Here is a 14,505-nt window from a genome sequence, read left to right on the forward strand (position 1 = left end):
TCTGCTTCGCACGGCTGACTTCCGTACACGAAGCGATTGCCGCATTCACACATTCATGATTCTCTCACGGTCTAATGATTTTGTGAATGCCTACTTTTGGTTCTTGCGAAATGTTGCGCGAGCGTTATGAGATTCTTTGGCGGCGAGCCCGGAAGCCCAGAACAGTCCCAGGCCCAGGACATAGCCCAGGACGGCCAAATAGTTGACCGTCTGCTGAGCGAGGGTCCACGCTTTCGGGGCGAAGGAGGCAGGTACGCTGCAGGCGGTGGCGAGGGCGCCGAGGCATGTCAGGAGGGCCGCGGCACGCACCAGCCGCGGCAGCTGGCTCCTGGTGGTGGCCACCAATGCCGGCAGCAGGGCGAGGGAGACGAAAGCAGGATAGGTGCGGCCGGCCGCGGCGTAGAACGGCGCCAGGGCGGCATTGCGTCCCCCGTTGTCCGCGATGTCCAGCATGCCGGCCGAGGACCCGCGGGTGTCCATGAAGAAGAAGGTCACCGCCACGACGACGGCGCTGAGGGCCAGGGCCCAGCGCCCTGCCGGCCCCGCGATGAGGCGGTAGCCGGGCTCGTCTGCCAGGCCCCGAGCCACGCGCAGACCCACCAGCAGGACCGCGGCGAATACGAGGAAGCGCAAGATCAGGTGGGCGAGGTTCCATCCCCCCAGCGCCCCATCGATCGCCTCATAGGGGCCGGGCACCGAGAGCAGGCTGCACAGGGTCGCGAGCACCAGGATCCAGAAGACGGTCCTGTTCCGCCCCTGGAACGCATCCGGAACGCGGAGGAGGAGCACCACGGTGCAGATGATCAGCGTGCCCCACTGGAGGGTTGCAATCATTCCCGGTTCTCCCACATCGCTTGCCTGCTCAGCCCCAAAGTGGTCAGATCATGCCAGCATGCTTCTTCGGCGCACGCTTCGCAAGCGTCTTAGCCAGCCAGATCATGCACAGTCCCAGGACCAGGCACAGGACCGCCGAGTAGTTGATGACGAACCGCATGAACCCGAGGGGCGGAGGGATGACCGGGGAGAGCAGGCTGAGGCAGATGGCCACGGTGCCCACGGCCAGCAACCCGGCGCTGGACCGGACAAGGGCCGGAAGTCCGCTGCGCAGGGTCCGCAGCATCGCCGGAAACAGGGCCGCGGTGATGAACGCCGGGTACAGGCGCCCGGCGGCCCCGTAATACTCCACCAGGGCGGCATTGCGGCCGTCCTTGGCGAACACGGCGACCAAACCCGCCGAGGAGCCGGCGGTATCCATCATGAGGAAGACCACCACCACCACAGCCGAGGCGGCAGCGGCTACTGCGATGCCGATGGGGCCGGTGATGAGCCGCAGGGCGTCGCACGCGCTGAAGCCCCGGGCCATCCGGAGACCAAGGAAGAAGATGACGGCGAAAATGACGAAGCGCAGCAGCAGGTTGGCGACGTTCATGCCTCCCAGGGCTTGGTCCACGGCCAGATACGGGGCATCGATGCTGAGCAGGATCGCCAGGGTCATCAGCGCAAGGATCCAGAACAGGGACCGGTTCTCACCCCGCAGGACACTGGGCACGCGGACGAGCGTGGCGACGCAGCACATCGCCAGTGTGGTCCACTGCAGGATCGCGATCATCCGAGGTTCTCCCAAATCTTTTGTGTTTGTGCCTGCTCCTGCTCATGGCGCCGCAGCGATTTTCCGAGCGCCTGAAGACGTTCCCCGGCCAGGGCACTAAGGTCGCCGTCGGAAAGAGCGTCCAACGCGGCTTGCTTCGCCCCGGCCGTCCAGCCGGCCTCAGCCTCAGTTATCAGGCCCGTGGCGACGAGCCCGCCCGTGAAGCCTACGCCCGCCGCGCGGGCCGTCGCGACCGCAAGCTCGGGGGACAGCCGGTTTGCCGTGAGCTGCGCGGAGTAATTTTGCGGTGCCACCCCGGTGGCGGCCGAAACCCGGTGGCGCAATTCACCATCGTCAATCGCATCCACCCAGTTCCGGACCGACGTGGCGTGCGGTGCGGGGCTCAGAGCCGGGGTCATTGAGCTGCCCTGGTCGCCGTAGCCGCCGTAGGCCGGGGAAGAACGCGAAATGACGGCGCGCAACAGGTCCATAGTGGCGACCTGGCTGACGAGTTCGGCCGGGGTCGGCGGCTGCGGCGGGGCGGCCAGCTCCGCATAGTGCTCGAAGGAAGCGAGTTCCGCCAGCGGACTCAAATCCAGGGCCCGGCTGATGCTGACCAGGGTGGTTTCGGCCACCTTCCCGCGGACCAACTGCTGGGCGAAGGTGGTGCGCTTGATCCCGGAGATCCGGCAGAGATCGGCTGTGCTCGCGGACGGGGCAACCCGATGAAGCCAGAGTTGGAACGCCTTTGCGGGTAGTGGCATCTAGGGCTTCCTGCGGAGTCGACGGGCAGTATGGCTACTGGCATGCGGTGGGGCAGCGGCGATTGAGGCGGGGGGTGGCGGCGGTGTGGCGGTGCGGGCTGGGATTTTGCGTGAGGTCCTAATTCAACTATGCTAAATGGTCGAACCCGCTGGTCCGTACACCCCCCAAGTCCGGACCGGCGGGTTCTTCTATGCCCGGCCGGTTTTCTGTCCCGTCCGGACCCGCAGTTTCTCCCAGACGGGAGGCCCGTTTTGGGCCGCAGTGAGAGGATGAAGTAATGACTGCAACCCTTGTTGCCAAGGATCTTTCCGGTGGACACGATCACCGCACACTCTTCTCGAAGCTGTCCCTGACCGTAGCCCCCGGCGACGTCGTCGGCGTCGTCGGCGCCAATGGTGCCGGCAAATCAACCCTGCTGCGGCTGCTGGCCGGCGTCGACGGTCCGCAGGAAGGCACCGTGAGCCTGGCCCCCGCCGACGCCTTTGTCGGCTGGCTGCCGCAGGAACACGAACGGATTGCCGGCGAAACGGTCGCGGGCTACATCGCCCGGCGCACCGGCTGTGCCCAGGCGACCCTGGAGATGGAATCCACCGCGGAGGCGCTGGGCTCCGGCGCTCCGGGCTCCGACGACGCCTACTCCCTGGCCTTCGACCGCTGGATGGCCTCCGGCGCCGCTGACCTGGAGGACCGCATCCCGTCCGTCCTGGCGGACCTTGGCCTCGATGTGGGCCCCGACGCCGGAATGACTGGCCTGTCCGGTGGCCAGGCGGCCCGCGTGGCGCTCGCCGCCCTGCTGCTGAGCCGGTTCGACATCGTGCTCCTGGACGAACCCACCAACGACCTGGACCTCAACGGCCTGGCCAAGCTCGAGGCCTTCGTGCAGGGCCTGCGCGGCGGCGCCGTCCTGGTCTCGCATGACCGCGAGTTCCTGGCGCGCTGCGTCACCACGATCGTGGAACTGGATCTGGCCCAAAACTCGGTGGCGGTATACGACGGCGGCTACGAGGCCTACCTGGAGGAACGCGCCGTCGCCCGCCGGCACGCCCGGGAACGCTTCGAGGAGTACGCGAACATCAAGGCGGACCTCGTCTCCCGGGCCCGCACCCAGCGCGAATGGAGCTCCCAGGGCGTCCGCAACGCCATGAAGAAGAACCCGGACAACGACAAGATCCGCCGGGCGGCCAGCACCGAGTCCTCCGAGAAGCAGGGCCAGAAGGTCCGGCAGATGGAGTCCCGCATCGCCCGGCTCGAAGAAGTGGAAGAGCCGCGCAAGGAATGGCAGCTGCAGTTCAGCATCGGGGCGGCACCCCGCTCCAGCGCCGTCGTGGCCACCTTGCGCGACGCCGTCGCGGTACAGGGCGACTTCACTCTCGGCCCGGTGAACCTGCAGCTGAATGCGGGGGAACGGATCGGGATCACGGGTCCGAACGGCGCCGGCAAATCCACCCTGCTCCGGCTCCTGCTCGGCGTCCAGCAGCCCGACTCCGGTGACGCGTCCATGGGCGCGTCCGTGGCCGTCGGCGAGATCGACCAGGCGCGCGGGCTCTTGGCCGGCGGACTGTTGCTCGCAGACGCCGTTGAGGCCGTCCTGACGGAGCAGACCCCGGCCGAGGTGCGCACCCTGTTGGCCAAATTCGGCCTCAAAGCCGATCACACCAACCGGGCCGTGGACTCCCTCTCCCCGGGGGAACGGACCCGGGCAGCCCTGGCGCTGCTGCAGGCCCGCGGCGTGAACCTGCTCGTTCTGGACGAACCCACCAACCACCTTGACCTGCCCGCCATCGAACAGCTCGAGGAAGCCCTCGACAGCTATGACGGCGCGCTACTGCTGGTCACCCACGACCGCCGGCTGCTGGAAAACGTCCGCCTGGACGTGCGCTGGAACGTCGAGAACGGCGTCGTCACCGAACTGCACGCCGATGCCCCGAAAGGCAACACCAAATGAGCATGGACCGGGTCGCCTGGAGCTCCCTCTACAACATCACCCGCGCCTCCAGCGGGTCCAAGCCGTTCTCGAAGGAGACCCTGAAGCGCGTCTTCAGTTTTGCCCGCCCCCACCGCGGCAAACTGATCGCCTTCGTGCTGCTGTCCATCGTGATGGCCTTCCTGGCCGTCGCCACCCCGGTCCTCGCCGGGCAGGTGGTCGACGCGATCATCGCCCACGCGGATGCCGGAACCGTGATCTGGCTCGCCGTCCTGATCGCCGTCGTCGCGATCGCCGAGGCCGGAATCGGCTTGGTGACGCGCTGGATGTCCTCCACTATCGGCGAAGGCGTGATCGTGGACCTGCGCACGAAGGTCTTCGACCACGTCCAAAAGATGCCGATCGCGTTCTTCACCCGGACCCGGACCGGGGCCCTCGTCAGCCGGCTGAACAACGATGTCATTGGCGCGCAGTCAGCCTTCGCCGGCACGCTCTCCGGCGTGGTCAGCAACGTCGTGGCCCTGGCGCTGACCCTCGCGGTGATGCTGAATAAATCGTGGCTTGTGACCGTGCTCGCCATGATCCTGCTGCCGATCTTCCTGATCCCGGCCCGCCGGATGGGCTCCAAGCTGGCCGATCTGCGGCGCGAAGCCGCCGAACACAACGCCACCATGGGCACCCAGATGACCGAGCGCTTCTCCGCGCCTGGCGCCACGCTGGTCAAGCTCTTCGGCCGCCCCGACGAGGAATCCCGCGAGTTCGCCCTCCGGGCCGGCCGCGTCCGGGACATCGGCGTCCGCACCGCCATGCTGCAGTTCACCTTCGTCACGGCGCTGACACTGGTCTCGGCCTTGGCACTGGCACTGGTGTACGGCCTGGGCGGCTGGCTCGCGCTCGCCGGGCAGTTGAACGCGGGCGACGTCGTCGTGCTGGCACTGCTGCTCACCCGCCTGTACGCGCCGCTCACGGCACTTTCAAACGCGCGGGTCGAGATCATGAGCGCCCTGGTCAGCTTCGAACGCGTCTTCGAGATCCTGGACCTCAAGCCGCTCATCCAGCAGAAGCCGGACGCGGTGGCCTCCCCGCCAGGTCCGCTCTCGGTGGAGTTCGACAACGTCCGCTTCGCCTACCCCTCGGCGGACAAAGTCTCGCTGGCCTCCCTGGAGGACGTGCTGACCCTGGACACCCGCGGCGGCGAGGAAGTGCTGCACGGCATCAGCTTCCGGGTGGAGCCGGGCCAGACGGTGGCCCTCGTCGGCTCCTCCGGGGCAGGCAAGTCGACCATTGCGCAGCTCCTGTCACGCCTGTACGACGTCGACTCCGGCGCCATCCGCTTCGGCGGCACGACGCCCGGCGCGGGCGTGGACGTCCGTGACCTCACGTTCGACTCGATGCGCGCGACCCTCGGCATGGTGACGCAGGACGGTCACCTGTTCCATGAGAGCATCGCCTCCAACCTGCGCCTGGCCCGGCCGGAGGCCACCGAAGAGCAGATGTGGGATGCGCTGCGCCGCGCCCGGCTCGAAGACATGATCCGGTCCCTGCCCGATGGGCTGGACACTGTGGTGGGGGAGCGCGGCTACCGGCTCTCCGGCGGCGAGCGGCAACGCCTGACGATCGCCCGCCTGCTGATCGCCCAGCCGCGGGTGGTCATCCTCGACGAAGCCACCGCCGCGCTGGATTCGACCAACGAGGCCGCCGTCCAGGAGGCGCTGGGCGCCGCGCTGGAAGGCCGTACCGCCGTCGTGATCGCCCACCGTCTCTCGACGATCCGTGCGGCGGACGCGATCCTGGTGGTGGAGGACGGCTCGATCGTGGAGCGCGGTACCCACCGGGAGCTTCTTGCCGCCGAGGGCCGCTATGCGGAGCTGTACCGGACGCAGTTCTCCGAGGCCAGCGCGGTGGCCCAGGAATCCGTGCCCGGTTACTGAGCCGCCGTTTGGAAGCCGGCGTTGGAGGTCCTGGCCGGTGGAGGTCCTAGCAGGACGGCTTGGCGGACAGGGCCGGCAGCACATGGTCCGTCAGCAGCGGGGCGAGGTCGCCGGGCAGTTCGGCGGACAGGTCCAGCCAGCGGATCTCGGCGATTTCCGCCGAGGGCCGGGCGCTCCACACCCCGGGCGCCGTGAAGACCGTGGCCTCGATCTGGGTGGCCGCCTCGTTGGCGGCATCCGCCAGCCAGCAACCCAGCAGGTCCAGGCGGTCCGGGGCCAGCACGATCCCCACTTCCTCCTGGAGCTCGCGCGCCGCTGCCTGGGCCGCTGTTTCGCCGGCCTCGGGTTTGCCGCCGGGGTGCATGAACTTGTCCGTGCCGCGTTTGCGGACGGTCAGGAGGCGTCCGGAGCGATCGAAAACGCAGACGGCGGAGACGACGATGCGCGGGTTCACCCGGCGCGCCCTGAATCCGGCGCGGCATCCGGCGTCGCATCGGGGGTCATATCCAGGGTTACTCCCGGCGTCACGCCTGGCCTTGTCTCGGGATCCGGGCCTGGGCTTGCCTCTGGTCTTGCTTCTGGTTTTGCTTTTAGCCGTCGCAGGACGGACTCCAGCAGCTGGTCCTTGGCCGGCCCGGTGACGTCCCAGCGGTAGCCGCATTGGTCCGGACCGCGGAAGGTGTATGTCACGCGGTACGTGTCCGGGTCGCACCAGTGCTCGTCCTGATTGGTTTGCCCGGCGAAGCCCATGCGGTGGAAGGGGCGGCCGTCCGGGAAGTACACGTCCAGGACATCGGGGGTGTCCGCCGGCCGCAGCAGATATACCCGGCTCGCCGGGCCGGAGAACGGCGCGCCGCCCGGGGGTGCCCAGCGCACGGTGCCTTCTTCACGCCACCACAGGCCGCCGTCGTCGTCGGCAGTGAAGCGTACGACGCCGGTGAAGGTTCCGCTGGTGCCGGTGCTGCGGTCCAGCAGGGTGCGGTCGACGGACCAGGAACCGCGCAGGTAGGCGCGGAGGTCAAAGCCCGGACCCGTGTCCGGGGTTTCGTCCGGGGCAGGAATGTTCAAGTGCCCTCGATTGGAATCGAACCAACGACACCGGCTTTAGGAGAGCCGTGCTCTATCCACTGAGCTACGAGGGCGGGTATCCGCGGGCGGCCGGGGCCGGTCCGGTCGGACACGGATATAAGCATACAAGGTGAGCGCGCGTACTACGCTCTTGGCATGACTGCAGGAACCACCGAGCTTTCCGCCGGAGCCCTCTACTACCCCGATGTGGCCGCGACCAGGTTTTACGTCGGGGCCCTGGCGAAGCTGAGCGTGCTGCAGTATTTCGTGGCCGAGTCGGCTGTGATCGGTGCCTGGGCGGGAGCGGAGCCATACAGCCGCCGCACGGGCTACATCAGCGACCTCGGCGCCGTGGCGTGCGGAGAGTTCTCCGGCCGGGACGTCTGCTCGCCGGCGCACCTGCTGATGAACGCGTCATTTGTGGTCCAAGGCCTTGGCATGGTGGTCGGCGCGTTGCTGCTCGGCTCGGCGCTCCTGTGCTGTGCCGCGCGGACCGCAGTGCCAGTCGGGCGCGGCCGGGTACCGGGGCGGCCGCACGGCCGCGCGCGGTGGGCTGCAGGGGTGGTGGCAGCGGCCGCCGCGCGGCTGCTGACCGGCGCCGCCGGGGCAGGAACGGTCATCGTGGGGCTGGTGCCCGAGGACACGGGATCGGCCTGGCACCTGGCCGGCGCCCTGATGTACTTCGCCGCCGGCGCCCTGGCGCTCCTGATTCTCGGTTGGCTTTGGCTCCGGCAGACGCCGCTCGGGTGGTTCATCCTGGGCTGCGGGGCGGTGTCCCTGGCGGCGCTCATTGCGGGCGGGCTGACAGGCATGCACGTGCCGGAACCCGGTGCCCTGGAACGGCTCATGGGCTATCCCATCACCGTCGGCGTCGCCGCGGCCGGCCTTGTCATCGCCCAGCGGGTCCAGCACGAACGCACGGCGCGCAAGCTCGCCCGGGCCCAGGCCCGCTGAGGCAGGCACGTTGAGGCGGGCCCGTGCAGGCCACAAGGCCCGGGCTGGAGGGCCCGGGCCCGGTGAAGCGGGCCCTTAGGGCGCCGGCGCGGACGCCGTCGCGCTGGGAAGCGGGGTGGCAGTCGCCGTCGCCGGGGCCATGAGCTTCATCAGTTCCTCGTCCCGCAGCTTTGACCACGGCGACTCCGGCGATCCCTGCAGCGCAGCTTCGGGGCTGTCGGTCTGGGTCCACCATTTTGCTTCGAAGACCCGACCTTCGAAGAGCACCCGTGCGCCCTTGCGGTAGACCGTGGCGGGCTGCCACGCCGGGGCGGTCCCGGCCGGTGCCGTCAGCTGCGGGGTAGGCCGGTCAGCGGCCAGGACCGGACCGATAATGCGCCAGGGGGTCGCGGTGCCCTGGAGGACGGGATCATCCGGGGTGTCGGCGCGGGTCCACCATTTGGCCTCGTAGACGTTCGAATGCCATACGATCCGCTCCCCGGCGGTGTAGGCGGTGTTCTCGGACCACACCGGGTACGGGCTGGTGGAGGGATTGTCGCTGACGGCCGGGACCGGCGTCGGCGCAGCCGCGGCGGCAGGCGCAGACGACGGGCTGGCCATGACACCCGCGCCGAGGATCGTGGCGAAGGACGAGCTTCCCTGGTCCACGCCGCTGCAGCCATCGGAAACCTTCGTGACGTCCGGGAAGTTCTGGCTGCAGGTGCGGTCACGGTTCAGGGACCACATGGAAAGCCGGCCGATGCCGCGGGCACTGGCGTAGGCGCTGAGTTCCTGGGCGTCCTTGAGGGTGAAAATTTCGCCGGCGACGTCGTTCTGGCCGATCATCGGCGTCAACCCGACTTTGCGCCACACCGTTCCGCTGCCGAGTTCGGTGCCGGCGGCCCGGTACAGGCCGGTCAGTTGCTGATGGGTGGCTTCCGCGGCGGATACCGCGTTCTCGTACATCGACCGGCCCGGCAGCATGCTTCCGCCGTAGTCCATGGTCATGGCGTTCACGCCGGTGAGGTCGACCCCCGCAGCGATCATCTTCTGGACAGCGTCGCTGCCGGTCGCCGTGAGGCCGTTGGGATCCGCCGGCAGCGTCAGCCAGACGCTCAGGGACTTGCCCTCGCGCTGGCGCTCCTGCTGGAGCGCGGCGATGGCCACTGAGCGCCGCTGAAGGGCCGCGGGGTCGGACAGGGCCTCGCCTTCCACGTCCAGATCGATGCTGCTGACCTGGTAGCGGTCGACGACGGTCCGGTACGCCGACTTGAGCTGGGCAGGATCGGTGCACGTGACGGCCAACTCCTGGTTGGCCAGCCCGCCGAAGGACACCGCCACGCTGCCGCCGAGCTGCTGAAGCCGGGCCACCCGCCGGTCCAGGTCCAGTGAGGCCGCGGCGTCGGAGAGGGAGTAGGCCGCCCCCCAGGAAGGTGAGCACGGCTCCTTGGGATCAGCCACCACGAAGGACAGCACGACCTTTTCGGCTTCCTTGGACGCCGGGTCCTCGAATGCGTACCGGGGCGTGGCCGTGACATCGACATATCCCGAGAAAACGGACGGGATGGCCTCGGCCGCCCGGACGTCCTGGAAGTTGCCCCATGCGACAACGCCGCCGCCGGCGGCCGCCACCACGGCGCCGATGAGTACACCCAGCCGGACCACAGATAGTTTGCGGCCTGGGAATCGTTCGGACACGGGGCCCCCCTTGTGCGTCTTTCGTTGGGCAGCCGGGCACGCGCCGGCAGCCGGCATCAGCTCGTGAAATTTCCGGGGTGTCTGATGTCCGGCAAGCCTCTGACCTTGCATTATCATAAGGGCACTCACCGGAACATTCCGGTGCGGCGTGCGGGTTTTGCCGTAGGCGCGCGCCAATATGCCGACTTTGCAGTCTTATGGGGACTAATGCCAGATCAGCTTGTCTTGCCGCGCTTGGATTCGGAAAGCGCGACCACCGAACAAAAAGGTGCGGTCCGGCGCCGTCAATGGGGAGCAGAGCGGCGTTCCGAGCCGCTGTCAATTGTTCATCCGAGACCGTCCCGGCGCAAAATAATCCTTGGCCGCCTGGGAATTCTCACGACGCTGGCGGCCTGGGTAACATACGTTATTTCCACCATTCTGAAAGAGCTCGCGGACAACCCCAATGCGGGTTTCCGGTTTCAGTTTGAGACGGTCTCCTACCTAATCGTCGTAACATTCCTGACGTTTTCCGCCCTCATGTACCTGATGGCCCGGCAGGGCGCCCTGTACCGGTTCCGGGACCATGCCAGGGTGCCGCGCGGCGAGCTTGACCGGCACTTCGCCGAGTACGCCGAGGGCATCACCGTGCTGGTGCCCTCCTACGCCGAAGAACCCCAGGTGGTGCGGGCGACGCTGTGGTCCGCGGCGCTGCAGGAGTTCCCGGACCTCAAAGTGGTGTTGCTGCTCGATGACCCGCCGCATCCCTCAGACCTTGGTGACCGGGTCCGGTTGGACAAGACCCGCGCACTGACCGCGGAGATCGCCGCAGAACTCAGTGTCCCGGCGTCGCGCTTCAATGCTGCCCTGGCCGATTTCCGCAACCGGGAAAAGGCGCACGGGCGCGGCACTGCCGCCGAGGTGGCCCTGCTGATCGCCGAATATGAGGCAGCCGCCGAATGGCTTGAATCGATGGCTGCTGCCGAAACGGTGGAGGACCACGTCGACGAGTTCTTCGTCGACCTCGTCCTGATGGGCCTGGCCCGCGAGCTGAGGCTCGTACTCCTGGGACTGAACGCTGCCCTGGCCCAGCAGACCTCGCCGCCGCGCACCCGGATCGAAGAGCTGTACCTCCGGCTGACCTGGATCTTCAACGTCTCCACCGAAACGTTCGAACGCAAAAAATACGCGAGCCTTTCCCACGAGGCGAACAAGGCCATGAACCTCAATGCCTACATTTCCCTGATGGGCCACACCTGGCAGAAGGAAACCACCGCCGACGGCGTGATCCTGCGCAAGGTGGGCGCCGGCGTCGCCCCGGAAGTGGACTGCGAGATCATGGACGTCCGGGACACGACTTACCTGTTGACGCTCGACGCCGACTCGCTGCTTTTGCGCGACTACTGCCTCCGGCTGGTCTACTTCCTGGAATCGGCCGGCAACGAGCGCGTCGCGGTCACCCAGACGCCGTATTCCTCCTTCCGTGGTGCCCCCACCCGCATCGAGCGGGTCGCCGGAGCCACCACCGACCTCCAGCACATCCTCCACCAGGGCATGACCTACTACGGTGCGACGTTCTGGGTGGGCGCCAACGCCGTCATCCGCAAACGCGCCCTGGAGGACATCGTCGAGGTGGAAACCAACGGAGCCTTCGAGATCCGGACGTACATCCAGGACCGAACCGTCATCGAAGATACCGAATCCAGCATCGATCTCGGCCAGCACGGCTGGACCCTGGTGAACTATCCGGAGCGGCTCAGCTACAGCGCCACGCCCCCGGACTTCGGCTCCCTCGTAGTCCAGCGCCGGCGCTGGGCGAACGGCGGCCTGCTGATCCTGCCCAAGCTGTGGGTCCAGCTCCGCCAACACCGGTCCGAGCGCCGCGCGATCCTGTTCCGGGAGGTGCTGCTGCGGGTGAACTACATGGCCTCCATCGCGTGGGCCAGCTTTGGCCTCGTCTTCCTCCTGGCGTACCCCTATGACAGCCGGCTGCTGAGCCCGATCGTATTCATCGCCGCCCTGCCGTACTTCCTGGCCATGGGCAGCGACCTGCGCGACTGCGGCCACCGCTTCAGCGACATCCTCCGGATCTACGGCTTCAACCTCGTGCTGCTGCCGGTCAACCTGGCGGGCGTGCTGAAATCGCTGCAGCAGGCCGTCACAGGCGACAAGATTCCCTTCGCCCGCACGCCCAAGGTCAAGGACCGCACCGCCGCCCCGGCGATCTACGTCCTGACCCCGTACGCGATCGTCGCCTTCTCGCTGCTGACCGTATGGCGGGACGCGCAAGTGGGGAACTGGGGCAATGTGGCCTTCGCCTCCGTCAACGCCATCCTCGCTGCCGGCGCGATCCGCGCCTACATCGGAGTCTTCAACTCCGCGGTGGATGTCTTCCTCGGGGTGGTTAACTGGCTGTATGTCAGTCCCAGGCCCAAGAAAGCGAAGGAGAGTCCCGTGATTGCCAAGACAGCCGAGGAAGTCGACTGGGAAACGATTCTCTATCACGGCGACCGACGGCTGAACCGTGACCTCCGGGGCTCCGCGGACCGCCGCCGTCGAATTGCGGTCCGATGACGCTCGAGGCCCTGGCCGGGCCCGAGGGGCGGTTGCCGGAGGGCCTGCCGGACACGGCAGCGGCCGCGGCCGGCGTCGTTCTGGGGGCGGCGGCGGTCACCGCGGCCCGGGCGGCCGACGGTGCGCTCGCCGACGGCGGTGCCGCCCGTAGCATCGGGGTGCGGATGATCGACGGCGGAATCATCGAGGTCCTGTTGCCCGCCAACCAGGAGATCGAGGGTCCGGAGGCGCGCATCGCCGGCGACATCGTCCGCACGCTCGCCGCGGGACGGCGGATGCCGGTGCTCCTGGTGATCACCGGCGTCGTCGGTGTCAGCATGGAGGCCCGCCGGGTCTACAGCGGTTCCATAGCGGCGACAGCGTTCGCCCTGGTGGGCGAGAGCCCGGTGGACCGGGTCATTGCCCACTACCTCCTGCGGTCCCGAAGCGAGACGATCCCGGCCCAGTTCTTCACCTCCGAATCCGCGGCCGTTGAGTGGCTAAGGCAGTACACCCGTGAAGAATGAATCACCGGACCCCAGGCTGCACGCCCTCGTGGAAGGCATCGTGCGGATCGCCGGCGGCGATCTGAGCACCCGGATCCCGCATTCGGGAGCCCGCGACGACGTCGCCGCCGTCATCGCCGGCATCAACCTGATGGCCGATGACCTGCAGACCATCTACCAGGAGCTGGAAGAGCGGGTCGAAAGCCGCACGGCAATGCTGCGCGAGGCACAGGTGGAGCTCGAACGCATGGCGCTGACCGACCCACTGACCCAACTCGCCAACCGGACGGCACTGAACTCGGTCCTGAGCCATGCCCTCGCGGAGTCCTCGCGCGGCGAAATGCCGCCGGCCCTCCTGATTCTGGATCTTGATTCCTTCAAGGGCATTAACGACACCCTGGGGCACAGCGCCGGCGACGACGTCCTGCGGGCCATCGCACGCCGGCTCCAGGACGCCGTCCGCGAGACTGACACCGTGGCGCGCCTTGGCGGCGACGAATTCGCCGTCATGCTGCCGAAGTCCAATCTGGTCCGGGCACGCAGGGTGGCGAACAGGATCCTCAAGGCACTCAGTGAGAGCCTCGACGTCGGGGACCTGAAAGTCACCTGCGGAACGAGCATCGGCCTGCGGATCGCGGAACCCGGCCAGTCCGTCGATGACCTGGTCATGGAGGCCGACACGGCCATGTACGCGGCCAAGGCGCAGCAGCACAGCAGCATCAAAGTCTTCGAGCCGGCCCTGCTGTACGCGCGCCGGCTGCAGAGCGTCATGATTACGGAAATGCGCGAAGCCATCCGGCAGGACCAGCTGACCCTGCACTACCAGCCGGTGGTAGACCTCGCGACCGGCAGGATCGAGGGTGTGGAGGCGCTGGTCCGGTGGAACCACCCGGAGCGCGGTCTGCTCATGCCGGACCAGTTCATTCCCCTGGCCGAGGAAACCGGCATGATCGTGGACCTGGGCCACTGGGTGCTGCGCAATGCAGTGCGCCAATTGCGCAAATGGCAGCAGGACTTGCAGGTGGACAGCACCTTTAACGTCCGGGTCAACATTTCCACCACCGAACTGCAAAACCTCGAGCTGATCGAACATGTGCGGGACATCCTCAGGGAGACCGGCGTGGAAGCATCAAACCTGATCGTGGAACTGACCGAGTCCATGGCGGTCAACGGCGGCGACGTCGACCAGTATTCGCTCAACGGCCTTCGCCGGCTCGGCGTCCAACTCGAGATCGATGACTTCGGGACCGGCTATTCCTCCATCAGCTACCTGCGCAAGCTGCCGGTGAACGTGGTCAAGATCGACCGAAGCCTGATCAGCGGCCTCGGCGACGACGAGCAACAGCGGGACTTCGTAGCCGCTGTGCTGCACCTCATCCACGCCTGCGGCCTAAAGGCGCTGGCCGAGGGGATCGAGACGGCGGAACAGGCGGAAGTCCTGCGCGAGATGGGCTGCGGCAGCGGGCAGGGCTACTACTTTGGCCGGCCCGCGCCGGCGGGCGAGATCGTGGCGTTGTTTGCGGGGGGTGGAAAGCTCTTGTAGCTCCGGGTTGATGGTTG

At 67.6% G+C, this 14,505-nt stretch carries 12 protein-coding genes and 1 tRNA gene; 6 read left to right on the top strand and 7 right to left on the bottom strand.

Annotated elements, in window-relative coordinates; translation table 11 throughout:
- Positions 1–90: 90 nt before the first annotated feature.
- Genes AC1DDH_RS09335 through AC1DDH_RS09345 form a run of 3 tightly spaced genes read right to left on the bottom strand, consistent with a single transcriptional unit; the run spans position 91 to position 2,352 of the window.
- The gene (locus AC1DDH_RS09335; protein ID WP_476858028.1) at positions 91–834 is read right to left on the bottom strand and encodes a hypothetical protein; all 744 of its coding nucleotides are present in this window, start codon (positions 832–834) and stop codon (positions 91–93) included.
- Between the two features lie 43 nt (positions 835–877).
- Positions 878–1,609, bottom strand: a complete 732-nt coding sequence (locus AC1DDH_RS09340; RefSeq protein ID WP_476858029.1) for a hypothetical protein — start codon at positions 1,607–1,609, stop codon at positions 878–880.
- Positions 1,606–2,352 carry a hypothetical protein gene (locus AC1DDH_RS09345; protein WP_230012263.1) on the bottom strand — a complete coding sequence of 249 codons (747 nt, stop codon included), beginning with the start codon at positions 2,350–2,352 and terminating at the stop codon, positions 1,606–1,608. Before AC1DDH_RS09345 ends, AC1DDH_RS09340 begins: the two co-directional genes overlap by 4 nt.
- A 278-nt stretch (positions 2,353–2,630) precedes the next feature.
- Here AC1DDH_RS09345 and AC1DDH_RS09350 point away from each other — a divergent pair, with 278 nt between their 5' ends.
- Both AC1DDH_RS09350 and AC1DDH_RS09355 read left to right on the top strand, forming a co-directional pair.
- Positions 2,631–4,298, top strand: coding sequence for an ABC-F family ATP-binding cassette domain-containing protein (locus tag AC1DDH_RS09350; protein ID WP_476955296.1), 1,668 nt, complete (start codon positions 2,631–2,633; stop codon positions 4,296–4,298).
- Positions 4,295–6,208 (top strand): ABC transporter ATP-binding protein, encoded by a 1,914-nt coding sequence (locus AC1DDH_RS09355; protein ID WP_476887445.1) that lies wholly within the window; start codon positions 4,295–4,297, stop codon positions 6,206–6,208. The genes AC1DDH_RS09350 and AC1DDH_RS09355 overlap by 4 nt, the downstream gene beginning before the upstream one ends.
- Positions 6,209–6,254: 46 nt before the next feature.
- Here AC1DDH_RS09355 and AC1DDH_RS09360 read toward each other — a convergent pair whose 3' ends face one another.
- From AC1DDH_RS09360 to AC1DDH_RS09370, 3 genes are all read right to left on the bottom strand, one after another.
- Complete coding sequence (locus tag AC1DDH_RS09360) at positions 6,255–6,662, bottom strand: NUDIX hydrolase (RefSeq protein WP_223914278.1); 408 nt, start codon at positions 6,660–6,662, stop codon at positions 6,255–6,257.
- Positions 6,659–7,276, bottom strand: a complete 618-nt coding sequence (locus AC1DDH_RS09365; RefSeq protein ID WP_476955297.1) for a DUF6314 family protein — start codon at positions 7,274–7,276, stop codon at positions 6,659–6,661. The genes AC1DDH_RS09360 and AC1DDH_RS09365 overlap by 4 nt, the downstream gene beginning before the upstream one ends.
- Position 7,277: 1 nt before the next feature.
- Positions 7,278–7,350 (bottom strand) — tRNA-Arg (locus AC1DDH_RS09370).
- Positions 7,351–7,432: 82 nt separating this feature from the next.
- Here AC1DDH_RS09370 and AC1DDH_RS09375 point away from each other — a divergent pair.
- Entirely contained in the window at positions 7,433–8,230 is a 798-nt protein-coding gene (locus AC1DDH_RS09375) for a DUF998 domain-containing protein (RefSeq protein WP_476858033.1), read from the top strand.
- 75 nt (positions 8,231–8,305) lie between these two features.
- On the opposite strand, the gene AC1DDH_RS09380 is transcribed toward AC1DDH_RS09375, so the two are convergent.
- Positions 8,306–9,907 (bottom strand): chitinase, encoded by a 1,602-nt coding sequence (locus tag AC1DDH_RS09380; RefSeq protein ID WP_476858034.1) that lies wholly within the window; start codon positions 9,905–9,907, stop codon positions 8,306–8,308.
- Between the two features lie 519 nt (positions 9,908–10,426).
- Between AC1DDH_RS09380 and AC1DDH_RS09385 the strand changes: the two genes are divergently transcribed.
- From AC1DDH_RS09385 to AC1DDH_RS09395, 3 genes are read left to right on the top strand one after another with little or no spacing between them, the layout of a single operon-like run.
- On the top strand, positions 10,427–12,460 hold the full coding sequence (locus AC1DDH_RS09385; protein ID WP_476858035.1) for a glycosyltransferase family 2 protein: 2,034 nt from the start codon (positions 10,427–10,429) through the stop codon (positions 12,458–12,460).
- Positions 12,457–12,966 (top strand): DUF7793 family protein, encoded by a 510-nt coding sequence (locus AC1DDH_RS09390; protein WP_476858036.1) that lies wholly within the window; start codon positions 12,457–12,459, stop codon positions 12,964–12,966. Before AC1DDH_RS09385 ends, AC1DDH_RS09390 begins: the two co-directional genes overlap by 4 nt.
- On the top strand, positions 12,956–14,488 hold the full coding sequence (locus AC1DDH_RS09395) for a putative bifunctional diguanylate cyclase/phosphodiesterase (protein WP_476955298.1): 1,533 nt from the start codon (positions 12,956–12,958) through the stop codon (positions 14,486–14,488). Before AC1DDH_RS09390 ends, AC1DDH_RS09395 begins: the two co-directional genes overlap by 11 nt.
- Positions 14,489–14,505 lie beyond the last annotated feature (17 nt).

The organism is Arthrobacter sp. 10T425 (assembly GCF_056393985.1).

What these genes read in the sequence shown, in the direction of transcription:
- AC1DDH_RS09340 (WP_476858029.1), bottom strand. Translation starts at nt 1,609, where the DNA reads ATGATCGCGATCCTGCAGTGGACCACACTGGCGATGTGCTGCGTCGCC.
- AC1DDH_RS09390 (WP_476858036.1), top strand. Translation starts at nt 12,457, where the DNA reads ATGACGCTCGAGGCCCTGGCCGGGCCCGAGGGGCGGTTGCCGGAGGGC.
- AC1DDH_RS09345 (WP_230012263.1), bottom strand. Translation starts at nt 2,352, where the DNA reads ATGCCACTACCCGCAAAGGCGTTCCAACTCTGGCTTCATCGGGTTGCC.
- AC1DDH_RS09385 (WP_476858035.1), top strand. Translation starts at nt 10,427, where the DNA reads ATGTACCTGATGGCCCGGCAGGGCGCCCTGTACCGGTTCCGGGACCAT.
- AC1DDH_RS09335 (WP_476858028.1), bottom strand. Translation starts at nt 834, where the DNA reads ATGATTGCAACCCTCCAGTGGGGCACGCTGATCATCTGCACCGTGGTG.
- AC1DDH_RS09375 (WP_476858033.1), top strand. Translation starts at nt 7,433, where the DNA reads ATGACTGCAGGAACCACCGAGCTTTCCGCCGGAGCCCTCTACTACCCC.
- AC1DDH_RS09350 (WP_476955296.1), top strand. Translation starts at nt 2,631, where the DNA reads ATGACTGCAACCCTTGTTGCCAAGGATCTTTCCGGTGGACACGATCAC.
- AC1DDH_RS09355 (WP_476887445.1), top strand. Translation starts at nt 4,295, where the DNA reads ATGAGCATGGACCGGGTCGCCTGGAGCTCCCTCTACAACATCACCCGC.